We start from the raw sequence: 22,541 nt of genomic DNA, 5'->3' as shown, positions 1-22,541 counted from the left end.
TGAGTATTTTATGCGAGCGATCTGTTTATTGAAACAAATTGGGATAATCGCTGATGATGCCATCCACTTTCATCGTTTTTAATTGTTCTATTTCTTCTTTGGTATTGACCGTCCAAGGAATTACTTTGATGCCAGCCTTATGGCATTGTTTAATATAATCGTTTGTCACGATTTTATATTGTGGGCTTATAATATAGGGTGTAAAACCGAGCTCCGTAATTGTTTGTTGGACATTTTTGCGTTCGTCTCCATCAATGAGGTAGGACACCCTGATCTGTGGGTAAGCCTTGTGTAGGTATTTAATTGCTCTACTGTCAAATGACTGAATGATGGTTCTTGTTGCGATTTTTTTATCTGTGATAACCTGAATGATTAGGTCGACAAACTCTTCTAGTCGAGGATGCAAGATACCATCTTTACCGTCTTTACTTTTAACCTCGATGTTGTAGAAAATCGGAGCGTTTCTTTTGTGTTGAGCATATGCTTCGGTACTATCAATAAGATCTGACAGTTTTGCGATACGTGTCACTTGTTTTTTCTGTTGCGGAAATGCTTTATAAAATTTAGATCCAATATCATATTTAATCAAATCTCGATAAAGCATGTTATAAACTTTTAAAGGTTTCTCTTTTTCTGAAATTTCAGCACCGTTGGGTTTCAATACAAATTGGGGATTGAGATAGTCATCGTGAAAAACGATCACTTTGCGATCTTTGGTGATATGGCAATCCATTTCTAGCGTGGTCACTTTTTCGATGTCTATCGCGTTTTTCATTGCAGCGATAGACTCTTCAGGATAGAGTCCCCGGCCCCCCCGATGGGCTTCCAAACTTAGTTTAGGGAAATTGTCTGAGTTTGCTTTTACAGACTCTTTCCTGGCTGAACAAGATACAAATGGTAATAATGTGCCCAAAATGGCAAATTTGAGAAAACTACTTTTCATTGTCTATCATATTTAAAAGAATAGGGAAGGTTGTTGTATTGCCCTTTCGAAGGTGCAAATATACGGATATATCTTATTTTTCATGTCTTTTAGATCGCTGAGAAATTTCGTTTTGCAGGTGTTTAACACATTTTTTGAGGCTAATTAGCCTGGTACAAATCTGTTTTATCAGCGGCTGATGGAATCGTAATGTTTGATGGTAGCAAATTGCTGTAGTGCGGTCTGTTATTTGTATTGGTCGAATAGGGGAATGAGGCCTTTGCTTTCAGCGGGATTTGGCGATTATCGTTATGAAATCTATTTTTTTTGTCTTTTTTGCAATAAATTATTGCCATTCCTTTCAGAATTGCCTTTATTTGCACAAATCTCAAATTAGATGGCGAAAAATTTATTGATAGTTGAGTCTCCAGCGAAAGCGAAAACGATAGAAGGATATTTAGGAAAGGATTTTTTGGTTAAGTCGAGTTATGGACATATTCGCGACTTGGTGAAAACCGATGATGCGATTAACACCGAAAATAATTTCGAACAAAAGTATGAAGTTCCATCCGATAAAAAGGCTGTTGTAAGTGAACTGAAGAAATTGGCTAAAGCTGCTGAAACTGTTTGGCTAGCATCCGATGAGGACCGCGAAGGAGAAGCGATTTCATGGCATTTATTTGAGACATTAGGATTGAAAGATGAGAGTACGAAAAGAATCGTTTTTCATGAAATTACGAAGCCAGCTATTCTAAAAGCTATTGACAATCCTCGTAAAATAGACTATAACCTTGTTAACGCTCAGCAGGCCCGGCGCGTGTTGGATCGGTTGGTTGGTTTCGAGTTATCTCCAGTTCTTTGGAAGAAAGTTAAACCTTCATTGTCTGCAGGACGAGTACAATCTGTTGCAGTTCGTTTAATTGTTGATCGTGAACGTGAGATCAATAAATTTGAGCCAGAGGCTGCCTTTAAGATTGTAGCGTTCTTTCATACTGGAAAAGTTAAAGATAGTTTCAAAGCTGAGCTTCCACAGCGTTTTGCTACGGAAGCGGAGGCTACCAAATTTTTGGAAGATTGTAAATCAGCCTTGTTTTCTGTCAAAAATTTAGAAACAAAACCTGCCAAACGTTCGCCATCGGCTCCGTTTACAACGTCAACATTACAGCAGGAAGCCAGTAGAAAACTTGGATTTTCTGTAGCGCGCACAATGCAGGTCGCTCAAAGGCTATATGAGTCGGGGCGGATTACCTATATGCGTACCGATTCTGTCAATTTAAGCGATACGGCAATTGAGGCGGCTGAAAAAGAAATTAAATCTGCTTATGGTAACCAATATCATAAGGTCAGAAAATATAAAACGAAGACATCGGGTGCACAGGAGGCACACGAAGCTATCCGTCCGACCTATTTTTCCGAGCATACCATCGATGGGGATGCTTCTGAGAAGAGGTTGTACGAACTTATTTGGAAAAGAGCTATCGCATCGCAAATGAGTGAGGCTGAGTTTGAACGTACGTTGGCAAAGATTTCCATATCAACGCGCTCAGAAGATTTGAGTGCTTCGGGAGAGGTGATGAAGTTTGATGGATTTCTAAAAGTTTATATGGAATCTTTGGATGACGATCAGGAAAATACTGTGGATGAAGATAGTGATAATGCTATCCTTCCACCGTTAACTGCCGGTCAACCATTGACTTTGAAAAGTATGTCAGCAACGGAGCGGTTTACACGCCCTCCTGCACGATATACAGAAGCCGCTTTGGTGAAAAAATTGGAGGAATTAGGGATTGGTCGTCCTTCAACATATGCACCTACTATTTCCACAATTCAAAATCGCGGTTATGTCGTGAAAGAAGAGCGTGAAGGTAAATCGCGTGATTACCGTGTACTGACATTGAAGGATGCTGAATTAACGGCAGTCACAAAAACCGAAATTACTGGTGCTGAGAAAGGAAAAATGTTCCCAACGGATATCGGTGTTGTGGTGAATGATTTTTTGGTTGAACATTTCAATGGCATTGTAGATTTTCACTTTACGGCTAATGTCGAAAAAGAGTTTGATGATATTGCGCATGGTTTGACGGAATGGACAAAAATGTTGCATGATTTCTATGGGCCATTTCATTCTGAAGTAGAGGATACTTTAGAAAATGCTGATCGTGCGAATAATGAGCGTGAACTTGGCGTCGATCCGGTTTCGGGAAAACCCGTTTCGGTTCGTATCGGTAAGTTTGGTCCATTGGTACAGATTGGTTCTCCGGACGACGAGGAGAAGCCCCGCTTTGCTTCTTTACGTAAAGGGCAGATGATTGAAACCATCACTTTTGAGGATGCCATGGAGCTCTTTAAATTGCCTAAAAAAGTTGGTTTATTTGAGGATAAGGAGATGACTGTTGCGGTGGGTCGATTTGGACCTTATATCCGGCACAATTCGGCTTTTTATTCTATACCGAAAGGATTGGATCCTTTGGACGTGACTGAGGAAGAAGCAATACAGATTATTAAAGACAAGCGTCAAAAAGATATAGAAAAAGTCATTCGCGTATTTGATGAAAATGAGGAAGCTCAAATTGAGCAGGGCAGATGGGGGCCATTCATTCGTTTTGGTAAGCAAAATTTGAAAATCCCTAAAGGGACGGAAATTGAAAAAATAACGTATGCTGATGTGTTGAAATGGGCTGAGGCTGATGCACCGAAAGGTAAAGCTACTAAAGCAAAAGCAACAGAAAAGAAAAGCGTAGCTAAAAAAGCTCCCGCAAAGAAGGCTCCGGCTAAGAAAACTACAAAGTCTAAATAAGGATGAAAGCAGATTTGCCTGAAAATATTGTCAAAGACATTATGATCGCCGTTGTTTTGGAAGGCGAGACCGTAGAGACAAAAAACTGGACCGTTTATGTAATTAATGATAAGAACATCGCAATTCAGAATGTGTTGATCAGCTCAAAAGGCTATGGCGAAAAGGATGGACGTCAGGTTACTACCACTACTTTACGCCATTTTATAGGAAATATAGCCGCTAAATCTTTTGATCGTGTGGAAGCAATAGACGAGCAGGTTTTTGGTTTGACAAACGAATATTGGGTGAGTTTCTATATCGACAACATCATTTACGATAAGAAATACATCTTCTTGCCCGAAAGCATAGTAGATGGCAACCTGATGAAAGTTCCGTTGGTGAATCAGCCGGGTGTAATTATAGGAGGAAACGAATAATGAGTGGGCGTCACAATTTCATTATCGCAATAGACGGATTTTCATCGTGTGGTAAAAGCACATTAGCCAAATCTTTAGCAAAGAAACTGAAATTTGCGTTTATTGACAGCGGTGCAATGTATAGAGCCGTTACGCTCTATTTTATCCGTCATAACATCGCCCTGGATGACCAGGCAACTATTGAAAGCGCGCTGAAAGATATCCATATCGATTTTATACCCAATGCAATAAAGACGGAAATTCATTTAAATGATGAGGATATATCTGAAGAGATTCGTCAGATGTATATTTCGGATAAAGTGAGTGATGTAAGCGCAATTAAAGCTGTTCGCGTGGCGATGGTTGCGCAGCAGCAAAAGCTAGGAAGCAGAAGGAACATTATTATGGATGGCCGGGATATAGGGACTACCGTTTTTCCCGATGCTGATCTGAAGATTTTTATGACAGCTGATCCTAAAGTTCGGGCTGCGAGGCGTTACCTTGAATTAACCGAAAAAGGGGAAGATGTGACTTTAGAAGAAGTCGTTGAAAATTTAGCAACACGTGACCGTATCGACAGTACTCGGGCAGAAAGTCCATTACGGCAAGCAGAAGATGCAATTGTATTGGATAATTCCAATTTAACACCTGAGCAGCAATTGCAATTTGTTGAAGAAGAATATTTGAAAGCGAGAGCTGCAAAAACTCAAGCATAGAAGAAAAAAAGCGGGGGAGATTTATGAATCTCCCCCGCTTTTTTTCTTCTATGTGTTTTTAATTTTACTATTTCACACTATTGATTTGCTGTTGTTCTAATAATTTACTCACATTATTTTTTTCTCCGAATTCCTCTGTTTGCTCTTGAAATGATTCCAGAAGAGCTTTTATAGCATCCGAATTATCTGCTGTACGTTGATAGATATCAGGAATTGTCTTTTCAATATTTTTATCGCCTAGCTCGATGTTATCAACTTCGATTTTGCCTATTTTTTCTAAAACAGCTTGTTGACTATTCCGGACATCTTCTAATTCTCTTGCTATTTTTTCCATCAATTGGAATTTCTTCAATTTATCCATATGCAATATCTTTTAGTTACTACAATAAGAACAAGGTGCTTCAAAAATTTGTTTTGTTTTTTTTAAAAAAGGACACGGGGCATTTTTTTAAAGGAATGAAAATATGGCTAAAGAAAAAGGCGAACCATAGCTGGTCCGCCTTTCCTACTTGCTTTAATTTTGTTATTAATTTGTTCGTCCTGGATAAACTTCAAGTGCTTTTTCTAAACAAATCATGGCATTATTAAGATCAACTTGATTAAGCACGTAGGCGAGTCTCACTTCATTTATACCAGCTCCCTCTGTGCTATAGAAACCCGTAGCTGGAGCCATCATGACTGTTTCATTGTTATACGAAAATTCTTCCAGCATCCATTGGCAGAATCTGTCTGCATTGTCAATTGGTAGTTTGGCGACGACGTAAAATGCTCCTCCAGGATTTGGGGAATAGACCCCTTCAATGGCATTCAGTCCTTTCACAAGGGTATCTCTTCGCGCTGTATATTCCTTCGACACAGCTTCAAAATAGCTGTCGGGTGTATCAACAGCTGCTTCACCTGCAATCTGTCCTTCCAGAGAAGGGCTTAAGCGAGCTTGAGCAAATTTAAGTGCAGTTTGGTATAGTTCTTTATTTTTTGTAATGATACATCCAATACGGGCACCGCATGCAGAGTAACGTTTTGATACCGTATCGAAGATAACGACATTATTTTCGAGCCCTTCCAAGTGCATTGGAGAAATAAACTCTCTACCGTCATAGCAGAATTCGCGATACGCTTCATCCGAGAAGAGGTAAAGATCATATTTTAAGCAAAGCTCGCGTAAAGCCTCTAATTCGGCTCTGGAATAAAGATAACCCGTAGGGTTATTTGGGTTGCAGATACAGATCGCTTTGGTTTTGGACGTAATTACTTTTTCAAACTCGGCGATAGAAGGGAGGGCAAATCCGCTTTCGATGTATGACATGATAGGTTTGATCACAACATCTGAGGAGCAGGCGAAACCGTTATAATTTGCGTAGAACGGCTCCGGAATAATAATTTCTTCGCCTTCATTCAAGCAGGCCTGCATTGCGATCGTAATGGCTTCCGAGCCACCATTTGTTACCAATATATCTGTAGGCTCGATATTATAATTCAGTTTATTATAATATTCAGCTAATTTGTTCCGATACGAGGCAGTACCTTCAGATGGCGTGTAGGCCCATACTTTGAACTCAATATTTTTCAAAGCATTAAGCATCACTTCAGGCGTCTGGATATCAGGCTGTCCGATATTAAGGTGGTATATCTTCTTACCTTCTTTTTTTGCTTGATCAGCATACGGCGTCAGTTTTCTGATTGGTGACGCAGGCATATTAAGCCCCTTTTCTGATAGTACTGGCATTATAGTTTTTTTAAAATTAGTCGTGCAAATTTAACCAAAATAAAACGAAAAAAGCCACATCATGATGTGGCTTTTTTCGTTTTATATTTCTAGTGTTATTATTCCACTATACCCTTTATATAGAGCGTCTTTACAGGAGTCTTGGTATTTGATTGTACTGTAAAGCTCTTTGTGAATGGAGCTTTGGCAGCTGCGTTATATGTCACTTTGATGGTGCCACTTTCACCCGGTTTAATCGGGGTTTTTGTGAATTCTGCCACAGAACAACCACAAGTTGGGACAACGTTTGAAATGATAATTGGCTCACTACCAGTATTTGAAAATTTGAAATTATACGAAACGGGTGTGCCTGCTGGTATTTTTCCAAAATCGTGGGTTTCTTTTTCGAACTTAAATTCCCCTTGGCCGGCCTGCATAGACGAAAAACCGATAAAGGAAATGATCACTGCTAAAATTGTTATATACTTTTTCATGCTTCTAAGATATTACTTTATGATTAAAATAGAACAACTGATATGCCAAATGTAGTATTTATTGCCAATTAATCTCCTATCTAACAACTTTATTACAGTTATATTATCCCTTCTTTAAGTAGGTCCTGAATATGAATAACGCCGGCATAATAATTTTTGTCGGATACCAATAGCTGCGTGATGTTATTTTCACGCATAATATGAAGGGCATTTGCCGCAAGTTCATTTTTATCAATGATTTTGGGTGATTTTCCCATAATATCTCCGGCGGTAATTCTCGCTAGATCGGTATGTTTTTCCAACATTCGTCGTATATCGCCGTCGGTGATAATGCCAACAATACGGTCTTCGTCCAGTACAGCCACGGCACCCAGTCTAAACTGTGTAATGGTAATGATAATATCACTGACAGTAGCCTGTTGTTGGACGCTAGGTTTTCCGTTCTGATCAGACAGGTCGCCCACCCTTAAGTACAATTTTTTGCCTAATGCTCCTCCAGGATGGTATTTGGCAAAATCTCTGTCCGTGAAATCGCGGCATTCCTGTAATACAACAGCAAGTGCATCACCCATGGCTAATTGCGCAGTTGTACTCGAGGTAGGGGCCAGATTGTTGGGACATGCTTCTTTTTCGACTGTGGTGTTCAAGATGTAGTCGGCATTTTTTGCCAAATAGGATTCCGTATTCCCAACCAAAGCAATCAGTACATTCTTTGTTTGCTTTAAAAAGGGAACCAACACTTTAATCTCAGGTGTATTACCGCTTTTGGAGATGGCAATAATTAAATCATTTTGCTGGATGATCCCGAGATCGCCATGAATAGCATCAGCTGCATGCATGAAGATTGATGGTGTTCCAGTGGAATTTAGTGTTGCTACTATCTTCTGTGCAATAATAGCACTTTTGCCAATCCCGGTAACGACAACTCTTCCCTGCAGATTTAATATGCGATTAACAATGGTAACAAAATCATCATCAATATATTGGGCTAAGGCAGCTACTGCTTTGGCTTCTTCTTGAATAGCTTGAATAGCTATATTTTTTATTTCGTAGTTGTTTTTCACAAAAAATACTCTTACTTTTATGTATTAGAATAGATTGCAAAAATAGATTATTTTTCAAGATTATTTCTTCATTTATCTATCTTATTTTTGCCCAAGGCGCAATGGAAATAGAAAAATCACTTTTCGACAATTTACAAGATTTTTTTGGTTTTGATACTTTTAAAGGAGATCAAGAGGCTATTATAACGAGTATTCTTCAACGAAGAGATACATTTGTAATTATGCCGACCGGTGGGGGGAAATCAATTTGCTACCAACTTCCTGCACTCATGAGTGAGGGGACCGCAATTGTTATCTCTCCGCTGATAGCTTTAATGAAAAACCAAGTAGATCAACTTCGTGCATTCGGTGGCGAAGACAGTATCGCTCATTTTTTGAATTCTTCTTTAAATAAGAGTGAGATTACCAGGGTTAAGGATGATGTGGTCGCTGGAAAAACCAAGTTGCTGTATGTTGCTCCTGAATCGCTTGCCAAGCAAGAAAATTTGGAGTTTTTACATCAGATAAAAGTATCCTTTGTTGCTGTTGATGAAGCGCATTGTATTTCCGAATGGGGGCACGATTTCAGACCAGAATATCGTAAAATTCGCCAGGTAATTAATGAAATAGGGCCGAATATTCCAATTATTGCGCTCACCGCCACGGCTACCCCGAAGGTACAGTCGGATATTCGTAAAAATTTACAGATGAATGATGCTGTTTTATTTAAATCATCATTTAATCGCAGTAATTTATATTATGAAGTAAGGCCAAAAAAAGATGTCGTTAAAGAGATTGTTCGTTTTATCAAAACAAAATCCGGGAAAACTGGCATCGTTTACTGCTTAAGCCGTAAGAAAGTGGAGGAGATTAGTGAAGTTTTAAACTTAAACGGGATTAAAGCTTTACCTTACCACGCGGGCTTAGATGCTAAAACCAGAGCGGATACGCAAGATAAATTTCTGATGGAGGATGTCGAAGTGATTGTGGCGACAATTGCTTTCGGTATGGGAATTGACAAACCGGATGTTCGCTATGTGATTCATCACGATATTCCTAAATCTATGGAAGGATATTATCAGGAAACTGGGCGTGCTGGACGTGATGGCGGAGATGGTTACTGTTTGGCTTTTTACTCCGAAAAGGACGTGGAAAAACTCACTAAGTTTATGAAAGATAAACCTGTGGCTGAACGGGAGATTGGTACACAGATTTTAAAAGAAGTTATCGATTATTCCGAGTCTGCTGTTTGTCGTCGTAAGCAGATCCTTCATTATTTCGGAGAAAATTTCGATGAACAAGGTTGTAATAACATGTGCGATAACTGTCGTTCCGCGAAGGAATATTTTGAGGCAGAGGAATCGTTGCGTGATGTACTGGAATTTATTCAGGAACAGGGAGAGAAGTTTGACGATCATCATGTGATTAACGTGATGATGGGACAAAATAATCAACCGGTGTCTTCCTATAAGCATGATGAGCATCGCTTATTCGGAAAGGGGAAAGACAAAGGCGTTATCTATTGGAAGTCTTTGGTCAGACAGGCTGTTCTCGATAATTTTATTGAAAAAGATATTGATCATTATGGTCTTTTAAAATTGACGGATATTGGCAGGCATTATATAGCCAATCCTTATCAGCTAAAATTTGTCATAAATCGTCCTATAGAGGGTAGCGACCATACAAATTCGGACGATGCTGGGCATGGTACAGGAGCTTTAGATACCGTATTGTTAGGCATGTTGAAAGACCTGCGTAAGAAAATAGCAAAGGGAAAAGCTTTACCTCCATTTGTCATTTTTCAGGATCCTTCGCTCGAAGAAATGTGTACGCATTACCCAGTTAGCATAGATGAATTGAAACAGATTCAGGGTGTCGGCAATGGCAAAGCGATCAAATTTGGGCCACCCTTTATTGCCTTGATCAAAGAGTACGTTGAGGAAAATGAAATTGACAGACCTGTGGACCTTGTCATTAAGAGTACAGCGAATAAATCCGCGTTAAAGGTATCTATCATTCAAAATATTGATCGTAAAATAGCTTTGGATGATATTGCTTCGGCTAAGGGGATTACTTATGAGGAAATATTGAAGGAAATTGAAACCATCGTAAATGCGGGTACTAAAATAAATATCAATTATTTTATTGACGAGATTATTGATGAGGATCGTCAGGATGAGGTGTACGACTATTTTAAGACGGCGGAGACTGATTCAATTAACAATGCATTGAAAGAACTTGGAGGCGATGACTATAGCTATGAGGATCTCCAATTGATGCGGATAAAATTTTTATCAGAGCTTGGCAATTAATTTTTTATAATTATATGATTAACAAATACATTCCTGAAATTAAGAACGGGACATCGCAGAATTTCTTTTTAATGGCGGGACCCTGTGCGATTGAAGGAGAAGAAATCGCTTTGCGTATTGCTGAAAAGATTGTTACTATTACAGATAAACTTAATATTCCCTATATTTTTAAGGGGTCTTACCGTAAGGCTAATAGATCTCGCCTCGACTCGTTTATGGGTATCGGTGATGAAAAGGCATTGAAAATTTTGGAAAAGGTTGGTAATACCTTTGGTGTTCCGACCGTGACGGATATTCATGAAAGCCATGAGGCAGAAATGGCTGCTGCATATGTTGATGTTCTTCAAATTCCGGCTTTTTTATGCCGGCAAACTGATTTGCTAGTTGCTGCCGCAAAAACAAATAAGGTCGTTAATGTCAAAAAGGGACAATTTTTGAGTGCCGGGTCAATGAAATTTGCAGTCGATAAAATTTTGGAATCGGGCAATGAAAAGGTTTTTTTAACTGATCGTGGCAACACATTTGGGTATCAGGATCTTATTGTAGATTATCGTGGAATTCCTGAAATGCGTGCTTTTAATGTGCCTACAGTAATGGACTGTACACATTCTTTGCAGCAGCCGAATCAGACTTCTGGAGTAACGGGAGGGAAGCCAGCTTTAATTGAAACAATAGCGAAAGCAGCAATCGCAGTGGGAGCTGACGGTCTTTTCATAGAGACCCATCCCGATCCAGCAAATGCGAAGTCTGATGGAGCAAATATGCTGCATTTGGATTTGCTTGAAGGTTTGATGGAAAAACTGATACGAATTAGACAAGCTATTTTATAGTATAATAAATAAATCGCAACAAAAGGGAGCCAATAGGCTCCTTTTTTAATAATCAATTTTATCAAACTTAAAATTCGTTATTGTATGTTCTCAAGAATAGTGTTGACAGTATATTTACTGTTATCTTTTTCTGTTATCAAATCGCAGGAGAATTATCGTTGGTTTTCACCACTTGAAGATGGGCATGTACAGGGTAGATTGGCAAATCAGAAACTCTCTGCCTTCAACCGGCTTCCGGATCAATTGGAAAGTCAAGTACGAAAACCTGTATGGGAGCTAGGTAAGAATAGTGCGGGTTTCTATATCGACTTTCAGACATCTTCTCCAGAGATTACTGTTCAGTATCAGGTGGCCGGCGGACTCAATATGCCACACATGCCAACAACTGCTGTCAGCGGCGTGGATCTTTATGCCTTTGATACAGCAAAAAAGGAATGGAAATGGGCATATGGCAACTATGATTTTTCGGACACCGTCTCTTATAAATGGAAGAATATCGGTCGTAATGAAAAGTTTAATTATCGCTTATATCTTCCATTATATAATACAGTTAAGTGGTTAAAAATCGGTATTCCAAGCACAGCCGAATTTTCATATACGCATACTACTCCAAAAAAGCCAATAGTCGTCTATGGAACATCAATTGGCCAGGGGGCCTGTACGAGTCGGCCAGGTTTGGCTTGGACCAATCAAGTTGGACGTGCATTTGATCACGAAGTAATAAACTTATGTTTCTCGGGAAATGGCCGATTGGAAAAGCCAATTTTGAATGTGATGAATAGTGTGGATGCTGCCTGTTATGTCCTGGATTGTATTCCCAATCTCGCTATTTCGAAGTTTTTAACAGAAAAGCAGTTGGATTCTTTGTTGGTCTATGCGGTAACATTTTTAAGAAAAGAACATCCGACTACGCCTATTATTTTGACACAACACAGTTCTGGAAATATTGAACAGGTTTTTAATGAAGATAAAAATGCTGAATATCAGCAAAGCAGCCGGGTATTGAAAGCCACGTTTAACAAATTACAGTCAAAGGGTGTTCGCCAGCTTTTTTTGTTATCGAGTCAAGAGCTTAATTTGGATCTGAACTCTACGGTTGACTACGCGCATCCAAATGATGAAGGGATGGAAAGAATTGCAAATGCTTATATAAAGTTGTTGAGAAAAGTTTTAAATTACCACTAAAAAGGGAAGTTTGGACTTCCCTTTTTAGTGGTAATTCTTTTTGAATTTCTATTTCTTTTTCATTTTCATGGTCATTTTCGCTTTTTCACCGCCGCCATAATTAAAAGTTTTGGCATTGCTTTCTTTCTTTTGGTGAAATGCTCCTCCACGAGAACTATCTGTCTGGTCTTCTTCCTTATTGACCTTTTTCTTCTTATCGGTGGTCGAGTTATATATGGAAACATCTTCGGGTAGCTCTAATATGTCCATCCTTTTACCAACGGCCTGTTCGATTTTTTTCACCATAGGTAATTCCAGGTCCGTAGCAAAAGTCAGTATTATCGTTTCTTCATTCTCTTCATTCTTGAGGAGGTGATTTAAGAATTGTTCCTTTTCATTTGGTAATTCAAATTGGAAAACGAACGGAATAGCGGAAAGATCGATATCATTTGTGTTTTCTCTCGCAATGATCAATACACGAGATAGATTATTTTCTTTGAAGTCTTCAATGGCTTCATAACCGAAATCGTCGTAAAATAATGGATTGAGTACTGCAATTTCTTCTTTATTGCTGCTGAATAAGTGACTGGCTAATTTCTGAGCCGTAAGTTTGGTGTTTACAAAAACGACTACTTTCTGAAATACTTCTTTATCTTGCAGCAGATGATTTAATAAATTGATTTTTGTTGTGAAATTAGGGACATGATATACGAGCAAATCCAAGGTGTCAACAGTATCGTTTTCGAGTTCGTCTACCTCTATGACGGCATAATCTTCATTCATGAAATTCTCTACCATGTCATAAAGTTTCTGGTGTTCAACCGTACTGAACACGATATGTTGCACTTTACCACAGCTTTCTGCCAATTCGCGTAAGGGCGTTTGCATCCCTTGTTTGATAATCTCTTCTGCATCATCGATAATTAACGTCTGAATTCGATTGAGATTTAATGCTAGTTTAAGATAAATCGCTCTAGCACGATTTGGTGTAGCTACAACAATGTCCTTTCCATCAACTAATTCTCCGATTTCCTCTTCCATACTGCCTGAAGCGCGTAATCCAATGATGCGAAGATCTCTATTTTTGCTTAGTTGGTGGAACTTTTCAACGATTTCGTCGATACGTTCTTCATTTGGCGCCAAGATCAAAAACTTTGGAGCTTCATCTGTTGTGAATTTCAACTTCATCAAGGTGGTTAAAACATAAGTTGTGGTTTTACCAGCTCCTTCAGGAGCGATGGCAATGACATCCTGTCCACCAAGAATTCTGGAAATGCACCTACTCTGAATTTCCTTTGGAGCCAGATAACCGAGTTCAGTCATCGTAGCAGTCAATCTTTTGCTAAGTTTTAGTTTCTCTAACGACACGTATCCTTTAATTTATGTAAGTTACAAAAATACAAATTTAGATCTTACATCACCTAATGTGTTCCCATTTTTGAAAACAGATTGATAACGATGACTCCAGCGATGATTAAGACCATACCAACAATGGCTGCTGTATCGGGCATCTGTTTAAATAAAAACATACCCACCAGTGTAATCGCTACAATTCCAACTCCTGACCAAATTGCGTAGGATATACCCACAGGTAAATATTTCAGGGTGATACTTAAAAAGTAGAAAGCAATGATATACCCTACAATACTGATAATAGTAGGTTTTATCAGGGTAAAGCCTGCAGACTTTTTGAGGAAAGTGGTTGCGAAGATCTCAGCAGCTATAGCAAGAAATAAATAGATATACTTCATTGTAGCAAAGGTATGATTTTTTGTTTAGCAAGTCCCGTCTGATTTGCATATCGAGCGCATCTGTTTAACTTGTATGTTCGATAATTTATTGTGTATAAAGCTAAATTTATCTAAGTTTGGACTATTCACATAGCTAGCTACAACAATTGATTTTATGGGGTATGTTCAGAATATTTGGTATTCAATTCTAATATTTTTTCTTTTTCTGTGTCCATGTTGTGCTGTATTTGCGCAAGAACAGCTGCAGGAGTTAAAGAAATCGTATTACAATCTTCCTTTAGGAAGCAGAGAGCGGTTTGTACTGACGGGAAAATACGCACAGGCCCTGTATTTTAATAATGATAAAGCCCTGGCTGGTCAACTACTCCATGACAATATTCAGTTGGCTAGAAACTATCCTGATAAGCAGTATTATGCTTACTTGAATTGTATTGCTGCGATGAATAGCTTTAATGATCATGCTTTTGAAAAATCGAGATTTTATTTGGAACATGCTAAATCTGTGCTTCCGATTGTCAATGAAAATGGAACAAAAGGATATGTATATTACTGTGATGGATGGATTATGACACGGCAGAATAGAGAAGATGAGGCAGTTGCCCAATTTCACAAAGCGATTTCTTATTTAGAGAAGGCACCGCAGACAGAGGCAAATATCGCTCGTAAATTGGCCGTTTATAAAGAACTAACAGCAATCTACGCCAATCAGCGTAATTATGATTTTCAAGAAAAGTATACTTCATTATTGTTGGAAACGGCTAAAGCAGGTGGGAATGTCAATAGCTTATTTGATGCCTACATGCAAGCTGGTTATTTGTTTGAAGAACAGTACAGGTTAAATAAAGCGAATTTTGATCTATTGCGTAAAGCTGAACAACACTATCTTGATGCGTATAGCTTGGTGAACAAGAATGATAAACATCTTATCAATCCAACGGATCTAGCCTATGTTTCCGTTAATCTTGCAAATTTATACCACGAGTTTTATTCGGATAGTGGTGTTAAAAAAGCGATAGCCTACGCTAAACAAGCTTTAGATATCGCTGCTGAAACTGGACAATATGCCATCACGATACCCGCTTATGGTATCCTCGCGGATGAAGCTTTCAAAGCTGGCGGTCGTGATGAAGGTAAGAAATACCTGCAAAAAGCTTTGGATAATCTTAATCGAGAGCCGCATTATGATTATCAGGTCGGGTTAAGTCTATTTAGCAGACTGGCTGAAGTAAGTGTTGAAGAAGGAAAATATAAAGAAGCGTTCAACTATCAAAAAAGCTATATTGATGTATTTGAAAAAGCTTTTAATTCGGATAAACTAGATAAGACCAAACAGCTGGAGCTGAAGTTTGAGCGAGAATTACAGAACCAAAAGTTAATGCGTCTTCGTTTGGAGGGAGAGAAAAAGGAACAGCAGATTAAGTTGATGAAAGCTTTGAATGACAGACAGCATCAACTGGTTGAGAATTTGAAATTGAATGAACTGAATCGTACCCAGCAGCTTAAAGTATTACAACTCGAAAGAGATAAAAAGGAGCAAGATTTGCAATTAAGCCGACTGGAAAATACGCAACGTTTACAAGAGCTTGACGTGTCAAAAAAGAAAATTGCTTTTAAGTCGCGAATGAATTCGATTTATATTTGGTTATTTATTAGTTGTTTGGTTGTCATCGTTTTGCTATTTTACGCCTATTGGCAGCGTTCCAATGCATTGAAACAGCGGGAGCATTTGCATCGATTAGAAATGGAAAAGAAAAATCAGCAACACGCGATTGAAAGCCTGACAGCAATGCTCGCTGGGGAAGAGAAGGAGCGGACGCGCCTTGCCCGTGACCTGCATGATGGGTTGGGTGGTTTACTGTCTAGTACGAAGTTAGGTTTATCGGAGCTTAATAAGGCTACTTTAGAAAAGGAATCCGTACAGGAAGGAATAGATCGAAGCATTGGTCTGTTGGATGGGGCGGTAGATGAACTTCGTCGGCTTGCCCATAACCTTATGCCTGATCTAATTGTGAAATATGGTTTGAAGGAGACTTTAAGAGACTATGCAAGTCGTATGAGCCAGGTTACATGTCTCGTTGAATGCGAATTTCTACAATTTGAATCAACGTTGAGTACTGAACAGGAAATTTCTTTATATCGAATTATTCAGGAATTGGTCAATAACGCATTGAAACATGCTAGTGCTTCCAATATTTTAATACAGCTTTCTTCACATAATGAGCGTTTACATATCACAATTGAAGATGATGGCAAGGGTTTTGATATAGAAAGTGTCGATTTGCAGCATGCAGCAGGAATGCATAATGTGCGTTCAAGACTTTCGTTTTTAAACGGCGAAATGAAGCTTATGTCTGATTACGGCTCGGGTACTACGATAGAGTTGGAAATACCCATGGTTTAACTTTTAGAAAAATGATAAAAATAGCGATTACAGACGATCATCCCTTGTTGCTTGAAGGATTGAAAAACATTATCAACGCGCATGAAGATTTTGAAGTTGTCGGCATGTATTCTAGCGCAACCGAGCTGTCGAAGAATATTGCTGTAGACATGCCAATGGTACTGCTCCTCGATATTAATCTACCGGACGCTAACGGAATAGATTTAGTTAAAGGCTTGAAAGAGAATAACAATGGTCTGAAAATAATCGCGTTTAGTGTACACAATGAATTTGCTGTCATCAATAGTATTCTAAACGAGGGAGCCGATGCCTATTTACAGAAAAATGCAAATGGCGATGAAATACTGACTGCTATTTCACATGTTATTGTTGGAAAGCGCTATATCTGTGAGAAAACCCGTACTATTTTGAATAAGAAATCGGAGATAGGGCTAAAGCAGGTGCCAAAATTGACACGTCGTGAAAAAGAAGTGCTCCGTTTCGTAGCGAAAGGTATGACAACTAATCAAATTGCTGAATCTCTCTTTATCAGTTCGCACACAGTAGAAAGTCATCGCAAAAATCTAATGGAGAAATTTCAAACGAAGAGCGTTACTGCCGCTGTAAAATCTGCCCTGGAATATGGTTTAATTCGAGAATCTTAAATGGAATTACCAATTCCCTGATTTCAGGGGTGAAAAAAGCGCTATTTGATTGATATTTTTGATCTCGTTATTTTTAGGTTGAACGTGTCAAACTCCAATATTGAAAACTAAACACATACTTTATGTCAAAAAGGCAAATAGTTTCATTAGCTGAATTGTAGGATTTTTATATTGAGTTTGCTTCAACCATACATAGTGTGGTATAGGTTTCTGTTAGCGTATCCAACGCGATAGATTTAATTCATTGGAAGACTAGGGTTCCCTTTTGACGGGTATTAGATAGGCAACTCACACTTATAGATTGAATCGATATGATAAAAAAGACAATAGTTTGGACGATAGGGATTGTTATACTTTTGATAATTACCGTATGGGGAATATACATACTCAGGCAGCAAGAGTCTTACAAATCATTGGTCCATAAAGAAAGTAAAGCATTATTAACGGTATCATTGGATGATATTTTGTTGAATCAGTTTTTTAATAAATGGAAGATATCACAAAAAGAAAGTTTGAATTTCGGCAAAAGGCTAAGTAAACTTCAAGATAATGGCATTGACATTAAAGCGAATGTCTTTCTTTTTGCTTTGGAGGAACATCCAAAAAATTTTTATGCTTTTTTTCAGCTAAAGGATAAACAGCAATTCTTATTTTTTCTAAAAGAAGTCATACAAGTAGATTCTATCGAAAGAGGCGACGATTCCGGGATGACGTATGCGTATGATCGGGCGAATAAAATGGCATTTGTGTGTAGAGGAAATGATTTATTGATTGGTGTAGGTTTTGATCTTGATAAAAAGAAGGAAGAGATGCTGCAGCTCATTCAATCAAAAGGCGATATGGTAATTATTAAACAATTTATCGCCGATCCGAGCACACTTACCGGCCAATCTGTACGTTATAGTGATTTATCCACTAAAAATTATGTTGAATTCACATTGAAAGGTGATCAAGTTGATGTTTATGGTGAATTTACCTCAAAAAATTGGAACTTTCCGAAAGAGTTCCTTGTCAGGGAACTTGCATCGACACAATATATTGCAAAAGCTTGGGTCAATATCCCTACGAATCAACTGAAAAATAAACTAAAACAAGCGTTTGCAGAATTTCCGATGATGACCGATTCTCTTATCAAACATTTGGACGGTAGTTATATTGATATTGAAATATTAAAAAATAAGGTAACTCAGACGGATACTATTATCAATTATGCGGTTGATGAGAATTTTGAAACGGTCGAAGAGAAAACGCTATATAACACACTTGTTCCAGAAATAAGAATTACCATGCGGGGAGATAGTAACCTCAACAAGTTTCTGCCAAATAAGCTGTTCTACCAATGGTTTAAAAAGCAAGATAAGGGATTCAGTATATTGTCGACATCACAGGACGTAAACAGACTAAACGGGAAGTATAAGAAGACTGATGTGTTATCTCATGTTGCGATTCATCTGGCGGACTGGCCAAATGAAGTCAAAGTGTCGACCATTTTAGTACTGAAAACCCTTGTTTCAGATCTCATCCTTAGTCTAAAAGTCGTAAAACAGGATCGATTGGTTCTGGAAGGTACTCTAAAAGACTATTCGCATTAAAACGTATAAAGGACAAACTTTCTCGACTACTTAATGGTTTGTTGTAGAGATAAAACGCGAAAATATGGATATCAGAACTAGGAGTAGCAGTAAAATAAAAACGTATTGGCGGATTTTGAAAAGTACTGTTGCGGGATTTCTCAATGAGGATTCAATGAAGTACAGTGCGTCACTATCTTATTATACGGTTTTCTCGATCGGTCCAATATTCGTTCTAATCATTGCCTTGGCTGGAATTTTTTATGGAGAGGATGCCATCGAGGGGAGGGTGTTTATGGAGTTACGCGGTTTTGTGGGGAATAGTGCTGCTAAGCAGATTCAGGAGGTTATTCAGAATTTACAATTGTCAGGAAAGTCAAATCTGGCATTGCTGATCAGCGGCGTTACCTTAGTTTTAGCGGCAACAACAGTTTTTGGGGATATCCAAAATTCCATCAACAAGATTTGGCACGTACGCGCGAAGCCAAAGAAAGGTTGGTTAAAATTAGTTCAGGACAGACTTTTGTCTTCATCATTGGTTATAGGATTGGGATTCTTACTGGTCGTTACACTTATTGTTAATGGTGTGATTTTGGCTTTAACGGATCAGCTGCAGCGTTACTTTCCAGATATGACAGTTATGTTAGTGAACGGGATTAACTTTGGTTTATCCTTTGGAACTATTTTTCTTTTGTTCAGTGTCATATTTAAAATACTGCCGGATGTCAATATTCATTGGAGAACGGTTCGTGCTGGGGCTTTATTTACCTCAATTTTATTTGTGGTAGGCAGGTACTTAATCGGGGTGTATTTAGAACATTCGGCTACACAAGATACTTATGGTGCAGCGGGCTCGTTTGTGTTGATCTTGTTATGGGTTTATTATACAGCCGCGATCCTGTATTTTGGTGCTATTTATACCAGAGAATATGCGACAGTAATGGGTATTCCAATAGAACCTTCGCCATATGCTGTTCATGTCGAAACTCAGGAAATCGAACGAGATGTTGCTGAAATTCCTCCAGCTCCACTAACGCAACAAGAACAAACTATAGTGATAGAGGAAGTTCCAAAGTATCCAAAAAAATAATAGCTGTTGAATAGAAATACTTCTATATACGCTGAGCAAAATGGGACGAAGCGTATATGCAAGAAACTTTATTCAAATGACGAGAACTATTTAAATTCGATGCGATAATCAAAAGTGAATTCGCTAAAATAGCAACCAATGTGGTTTCCCCGCCTGCGGGGGACACCACATTGGTTCTTTTATTTTATTAACTTAGGAAGTCAGTCCATTTTTGTTCAGATTCTGCTGAAGCAAGTACAGTTGCTAAAAACTTCATGCCCCGGACACCATCACTTACGGTCGGGAAGTCAGTCTCTTCTTCTGTAGGAACTTTACCTTCCATGGACGCTAAAAGTGTAGTTGCAAAATTTCTATAGATATTGGCAAATGCTTCAATATATCCTTCTGGGTGTCCAGCAGGTAAGCGTATATTATGTTGTGCAAGTGGCGAAAGGTATGGTTGGCCCGCTCTAAAAAGCTGAGTCGGCTGATCGATATGTTTGACGATTAGTGTATTGGCATCTTGTTGGTTCCATTCTAAACCGCCTTCCTCACCATATACTCTAATTTTTAAGGCATTTTCTTCTCCGGCAGCGACCTGCGAGGCAGATAACACTCCTGATGCACCGTTTTCAAATCGAAGTAAAATATTGCCGTCGTCTTCCAGTTTTCTCCCGTCGACGAAAGTTTGTAAGTCGGCACACATTTTAGTTATTTTCAGACCTGAGATATATTCTGCTAAATGTGCCGCGTGCGTTCCGATATCACCCATACATCCGCTTTTTCCACTTTTTTCGGGATCTGTGCGCCAGAATGCTAGTGAGAGGCCGTTTTCGATGAGTTTACTGAGCCAACCTTGTGGGTACTCAACCATAATCTTTCTGATTGGCCCTAGTCGACCTTCCTTCACCAGTTGACGGGCCTGTTTTACCATTGGATAAGCGGAGTATGTATATGTCACACAAAGGGTTAATCCTGTTTCCTCCACTTTTTCTTGAAGTAAACGTGCTTGTTCAAGTGTTAAAGTCATCGGTTTTTCGAGGACGACATGAAAGCCATGGTCTAAAGCCATCATCGCCGGTTCAAAATGAGCAAAGTTAGGGGTGACGATGCTGACGAAGTCCATGCGTTCTTGCGCAGGGCGCTTGCTTTCTTGGAAGATCATTTCCTGATAACTTCCATAACTTCTTTCTTTTGGAAGTCCCAAAAGTAATCCAGATTCTTTTGCAACAATAGGATCAGAGTTTAGCGCTCCACAACATAATTCAATATGGCCGTCGATTCCGGCAGCCATACGGTGAACAGCACCAATAAAAGCATTTTTTCCTCCGCCTATCATACCCATTTTAAGTTTTGTAGTGCTCATAAAGTTAAATTTATAATGACGAGATCATTTATTTTACAAACCCAATAGTTTGCGATTGAGGCTATCATTTGTTTCTACTGCCGCGAAATTATCGAATGCCTTATCGGTAACCCGTATAATGTAGTCTTTAATGTGGAGGGCACCTTCCCGAGCACCATCTTCAGCATTTTTAAATGCGCACTCCCATTCGAGTACAGCCCAGCCTTTAAAATCATACTGTGTAAGTTTGGTAAATATGGCTTTAAAGTCAACTTGTCCATCGCCAATTGATCTAAATCTACCAGCTCTAGCTTGCCAGTTCTGGTAGCCACCATAAACACCCTGACGGCCAGAAGGTGTAAATTCAGCATCTTTAACATGAAACATCTTAATTCGCTCGTGATAGATGTCAATAAATTCGAGGTAATTGAGGCATTGAAGGACAAAATGGGAGGGATCATAAAGGATGTTTGCCCGTTTGTGATTATTTACGTTCTCGAGAAACAGGTCGAAAGTAAAACCATCGTGCAGGTCCTCGCCCGGATGTAATTCATAACAGAGATCGACATCATACTGCTCGCATTCATCGAGTATGGGTAACCATAATTTGGCAAGTTCCGCAAATCCTGTTTCAATCAGGTTGGCTGGTCTTTGTGGCCAAGGGTATATAAATGGCCACAATAATGCGCCACTAAAGGTTGCTAATGCTTTCAGGCCAAGATTGTGAGAAGCCTGTACGGCATATTTTAATTGTTGTATGGCCCACTGTTGTCGGGCTTGAGGATCCTGATGCACCTGCTGTGGTGCAAAGGCATCAAAGAGATCATCAAAACTTGGGTTTACAGCGATTAGTTGCCCTTGAAGATGGGTTGAGAGTTCAGTGATTTCCAATCCATAGGACTGTACTTTAGCTTTTAGGTCGAGTGCATAGCTTTTATCGCACGCTGCTTTTTCCAGATCAATAAAACGAGCATCTAAGGTTGGCAACTGAATACCTTTATAGCCGAGCGCTGAGGCCCATTGGCAGATATTTTCTAAGGAATTAAACGGGGGTTCATCGCCGATAAATTGTGCGAGAAAGATGGCAGGACCTTTAATTGTTGTCATATTTATTATGTTTAGAAAAGACCATATCTCAGACTGAAAAGATTTATATTCTGATTAGTTTGAAGCAATGATTTAGTCTCTAGTTTATACTATTATAATCTGGTTATTCAAGTTACGTACTTGTTTAATACAATATTACAAAAATTCGCAACCGGTTGCAATTAAATCAAAAAAAAACCTTAAACTTGTTTAGGGAGTCTATTCTACTTTGGTGGTGGAGCGGATAAGCCCTCTGTGCAGGGTAAGTTTACCGACAAACTTTGCAATGTTTTATG

Annotated in this window: 19 protein-coding genes; 10 read left to right on the top strand and 9 right to left on the bottom strand. The window is 38.9% G+C overall.

Features of this window, described 5'->3' with window-relative positions:
* Nucleotides 1-25 precede the first annotated feature (25 nt).
* Complete coding sequence (locus J2X77_RS07320) at nucleotides 26-943, bottom strand: glycerophosphodiester phosphodiesterase family protein (RefSeq protein ID WP_209579159.1); 918 nt, start codon at nucleotides 941-943, stop codon at nucleotides 26-28.
* 376 nt (nucleotides 944-1,319) lie between these two features.
* Here J2X77_RS07320 and topA point away from each other — a divergent pair, with 376 nt between their 5' ends.
* The 3 genes from topA to cmk are packed head-to-tail and all read left to right on the top strand — an operon-like array spanning nucleotide 1,320 to nucleotide 4,830.
* Entirely contained in the window at nucleotides 1,320-3,719 is a 2,400-nt protein-coding gene (topA, locus tag J2X77_RS07315) for a type I DNA topoisomerase (protein WP_209579160.1), read from the top strand.
* 2 nt (nucleotides 3,720-3,721) lie between these two features.
* On the top strand, nucleotides 3,722-4,135 hold the full coding sequence (locus tag J2X77_RS07310; RefSeq protein WP_209579161.1) for a hypothetical protein: 414 nt from the start codon (nucleotides 3,722-3,724) through the stop codon (nucleotides 4,133-4,135).
* Nucleotides 4,135-4,830 carry a (d)CMP kinase gene (cmk, locus tag J2X77_RS07305; protein WP_209579162.1) on the top strand — a complete coding sequence of 232 codons (696 nt, stop codon included), beginning with the start codon at nucleotides 4,135-4,137 and terminating at the stop codon, nucleotides 4,828-4,830. The genes J2X77_RS07310 and cmk overlap by 1 nt, the downstream gene beginning before the upstream one ends.
* 67 nt (nucleotides 4,831-4,897) lie before the next feature.
* On the opposite strand, the gene J2X77_RS07300 is transcribed toward cmk, so the two are convergent.
* The 4 genes from J2X77_RS07300 to J2X77_RS07285 form a co-directional block, all read right to left on the bottom strand.
* The gene (locus J2X77_RS07300; protein WP_209579163.1) at nucleotides 4,898-5,191 is read right to left on the bottom strand and encodes a hypothetical protein; all 294 of its coding nucleotides are present in this window, start codon (nucleotides 5,189-5,191) and stop codon (nucleotides 4,898-4,900) included.
* Between the two features lie 165 nt (nucleotides 5,192-5,356).
* Entirely contained in the window at nucleotides 5,357-6,556 is a 1,200-nt protein-coding gene (locus J2X77_RS07295; protein WP_209579164.1) for a pyridoxal phosphate-dependent aminotransferase, read from the bottom strand.
* A 98-nt stretch (nucleotides 6,557-6,654) separates the two neighbouring features.
* Complete coding sequence (locus J2X77_RS07290; RefSeq protein ID WP_209579165.1) at nucleotides 6,655-7,029, bottom strand: DUF1573 domain-containing protein; 375 nt, start codon at nucleotides 7,027-7,029, stop codon at nucleotides 6,655-6,657.
* A 98-nt stretch (nucleotides 7,030-7,127) separates the two neighbouring features.
* Nucleotides 7,128-8,093 carry an SIS domain-containing protein gene (locus J2X77_RS07285; RefSeq protein WP_209579166.1) on the bottom strand — a complete coding sequence of 322 codons (966 nt, stop codon included), beginning with the start codon at nucleotides 8,091-8,093 and terminating at the stop codon, nucleotides 7,128-7,130.
* A gap of 101 nt (nucleotides 8,094-8,194) precedes the next feature.
* On the opposite strand from J2X77_RS07285, the gene recQ reads away from it, so the two are divergent.
* From recQ to J2X77_RS07270, 3 genes are all read left to right on the top strand, one after another.
* On the top strand, nucleotides 8,195-10,384 hold the full coding sequence (gene recQ, locus J2X77_RS07280; protein ID WP_310079903.1) for a DNA helicase RecQ: 2,190 nt from the start codon (nucleotides 8,195-8,197) through the stop codon (nucleotides 10,382-10,384).
* A gap of 14 nt (nucleotides 10,385-10,398) precedes the next feature.
* Entirely contained in the window at nucleotides 10,399-11,214 is an 816-nt protein-coding gene (kdsA, locus tag J2X77_RS07275; protein WP_209579168.1) for a 3-deoxy-8-phosphooctulonate synthase, read from the top strand.
* A gap of 84 nt (nucleotides 11,215-11,298) precedes the next feature.
* Nucleotides 11,299-12,399 (top strand): SGNH/GDSL hydrolase family protein, encoded by a 1,101-nt coding sequence (locus J2X77_RS07270; protein WP_209579169.1) that lies wholly within the window; start codon nucleotides 11,299-11,301, stop codon nucleotides 12,397-12,399.
* A gap of 48 nt (nucleotides 12,400-12,447) precedes the next feature.
* On the opposite strand, the gene J2X77_RS07265 is transcribed toward J2X77_RS07270, so the two are convergent.
* Together J2X77_RS07265 and J2X77_RS07260 are read right to left on the bottom strand one after the other, a co-directional pair.
* Complete coding sequence (locus tag J2X77_RS07265; protein ID WP_209579170.1) at nucleotides 12,448-13,746, bottom strand: DEAD/DEAH box helicase; 1,299 nt, start codon at nucleotides 13,744-13,746, stop codon at nucleotides 12,448-12,450.
* Nucleotides 13,747-13,799: 53 nt separating this feature from the next.
* Nucleotides 13,800-14,129 (bottom strand): multidrug efflux SMR transporter, encoded by a 330-nt coding sequence (locus J2X77_RS07260; protein WP_310079898.1) that lies wholly within the window; start codon nucleotides 14,127-14,129, stop codon nucleotides 13,800-13,802.
* A gap of 154 nt (nucleotides 14,130-14,283) precedes the next feature.
* On the opposite strand from J2X77_RS07260, the gene J2X77_RS07255 reads away from it, so the two are divergent.
* The 4 genes from J2X77_RS07255 to J2X77_RS07240 all read left to right on the top strand — a co-directional run bounded on the left by J2X77_RS07255 (nucleotide 14,284) and on the right by J2X77_RS07240 (nucleotide 19,835).
* A complete protein-coding gene (locus tag J2X77_RS07255) occupies nucleotides 14,284-16,530 on the top strand; it encodes an ATP-binding protein (protein WP_310079896.1) in 2,247 nt (748 codons plus the stop codon).
* Nucleotides 16,531-16,541: 11 nt separating this feature from the next.
* Nucleotides 16,542-17,174 (top strand): response regulator transcription factor, encoded by a 633-nt coding sequence (locus tag J2X77_RS07250; RefSeq protein ID WP_209579173.1) that lies wholly within the window; start codon nucleotides 16,542-16,544, stop codon nucleotides 17,172-17,174.
* Nucleotides 17,175-17,485: 311 nt separating this feature from the next.
* Complete coding sequence (locus J2X77_RS07245; RefSeq protein ID WP_310079894.1) at nucleotides 17,486-18,766, top strand: hypothetical protein; 1,281 nt, start codon at nucleotides 17,486-17,488, stop codon at nucleotides 18,764-18,766.
* Nucleotides 18,767-18,830: 64 nt separating this feature from the next.
* The gene (locus J2X77_RS07240; RefSeq protein ID WP_209579175.1) at nucleotides 18,831-19,835 is read left to right on the top strand and encodes a YihY/virulence factor BrkB family protein; all 1,005 of its coding nucleotides are present in this window, start codon (nucleotides 18,831-18,833) and stop codon (nucleotides 19,833-19,835) included.
* A 187-nt stretch (nucleotides 19,836-20,022) separates the two neighbouring features.
* On the opposite strand, the gene J2X77_RS07235 is transcribed toward J2X77_RS07240, so the two are convergent.
* Nucleotides 20,023-21,180, bottom strand: a complete 1,158-nt coding sequence (locus J2X77_RS07235; protein ID WP_209579176.1) for a Gfo/Idh/MocA family protein — start codon at nucleotides 21,178-21,180, stop codon at nucleotides 20,023-20,025.
* A 33-nt stretch (nucleotides 21,181-21,213) separates the two neighbouring features.
* Entirely contained in the window at nucleotides 21,214-22,266 is a 1,053-nt protein-coding gene (locus J2X77_RS07230) for a sugar phosphate isomerase/epimerase (RefSeq protein WP_310079890.1), read from the bottom strand.
* Between the last annotated feature and the right edge of the window lie 275 nt (nucleotides 22,267-22,541).

It is taken from the genome of Sphingobacterium sp. 2149, assembly GCF_031455655.1.
GTDB lineage: Bacteria > Bacteroidota > Bacteroidia > Sphingobacteriales > Sphingobacteriaceae > Sphingobacterium.
The sequence above is the reverse complement of the archived record's forward strand: the minus strand, read 5'-3'. Positions and strand labels throughout refer to the sequence as shown.

What these genes read in the sequence shown, in the direction of transcription:
- J2X77_RS07320 (WP_209579159.1), bottom strand. Translation starts at nt 943, where the DNA reads ATGAAAAGTAGTTTTCTCAAATTTGCCATTTTGGGCACATTATTACCA.
- topA (WP_209579160.1), top strand. Translation starts at nt 1,320, where the DNA reads ATGGCGAAAAATTTATTGATAGTTGAGTCTCCAGCGAAAGCGAAAACG.
- J2X77_RS07310 (WP_209579161.1), top strand. Translation starts at nt 3,722, where the DNA reads ATGAAAGCAGATTTGCCTGAAAATATTGTCAAAGACATTATGATCGCC.
- cmk (WP_209579162.1), top strand. Translation starts at nt 4,135, where the DNA reads ATGAGTGGGCGTCACAATTTCATTATCGCAATAGACGGATTTTCATCG.
- J2X77_RS07300 (WP_209579163.1), bottom strand. Translation starts at nt 5,191, where the DNA reads ATGGATAAATTGAAGAAATTCCAATTGATGGAAAAAATAGCAAGAGAA.
- J2X77_RS07295 (WP_209579164.1), bottom strand. Translation starts at nt 6,556, where the DNA reads ATGCCAGTACTATCAGAAAAGGGGCTTAATATGCCTGCGTCACCAATC.
- J2X77_RS07290 (WP_209579165.1), bottom strand. Translation starts at nt 7,029, where the DNA reads ATGAAAAAGTATATAACAATTTTAGCAGTGATCATTTCCTTTATCGGT.
- recQ (WP_310079903.1), top strand. Translation starts at nt 8,195, where the DNA reads ATGGAAATAGAAAAATCACTTTTCGACAATTTACAAGATTTTTTTGGT.
- kdsA (WP_209579168.1), top strand. Translation starts at nt 10,399, where the DNA reads ATGATTAACAAATACATTCCTGAAATTAAGAACGGGACATCGCAGAAT.
- J2X77_RS07270 (WP_209579169.1), top strand. Translation starts at nt 11,299, where the DNA reads ATGTTCTCAAGAATAGTGTTGACAGTATATTTACTGTTATCTTTTTCT.
- J2X77_RS07260 (WP_310079898.1), bottom strand. Translation starts at nt 14,129, where the DNA reads ATGAAGTATATCTATTTATTTCTTGCTATAGCTGCTGAGATCTTCGCA.
- J2X77_RS07255 (WP_310079896.1), top strand. Translation starts at nt 14,284, where the DNA reads ATGGGGTATGTTCAGAATATTTGGTATTCAATTCTAATATTTTTTCTT.
- J2X77_RS07250 (WP_209579173.1), top strand. Translation starts at nt 16,542, where the DNA reads ATGATAAAAATAGCGATTACAGACGATCATCCCTTGTTGCTTGAAGGA.
- J2X77_RS07245 (WP_310079894.1), top strand. Translation starts at nt 17,486, where the DNA reads ATGATAAAAAAGACAATAGTTTGGACGATAGGGATTGTTATACTTTTG.
- J2X77_RS07240 (WP_209579175.1), top strand. Translation starts at nt 18,831, where the DNA reads ATGGATATCAGAACTAGGAGTAGCAGTAAAATAAAAACGTATTGGCGG.
- J2X77_RS07235 (WP_209579176.1), bottom strand. Translation starts at nt 21,180, where the DNA reads ATGAGCACTACAAAACTTAAAATGGGTATGATAGGCGGAGGAAAAAAT.
- J2X77_RS07230 (WP_310079890.1), bottom strand. Translation starts at nt 22,266, where the DNA reads ATGACAACAATTAAAGGTCCTGCCATCTTTCTCGCACAATTTATCGGC.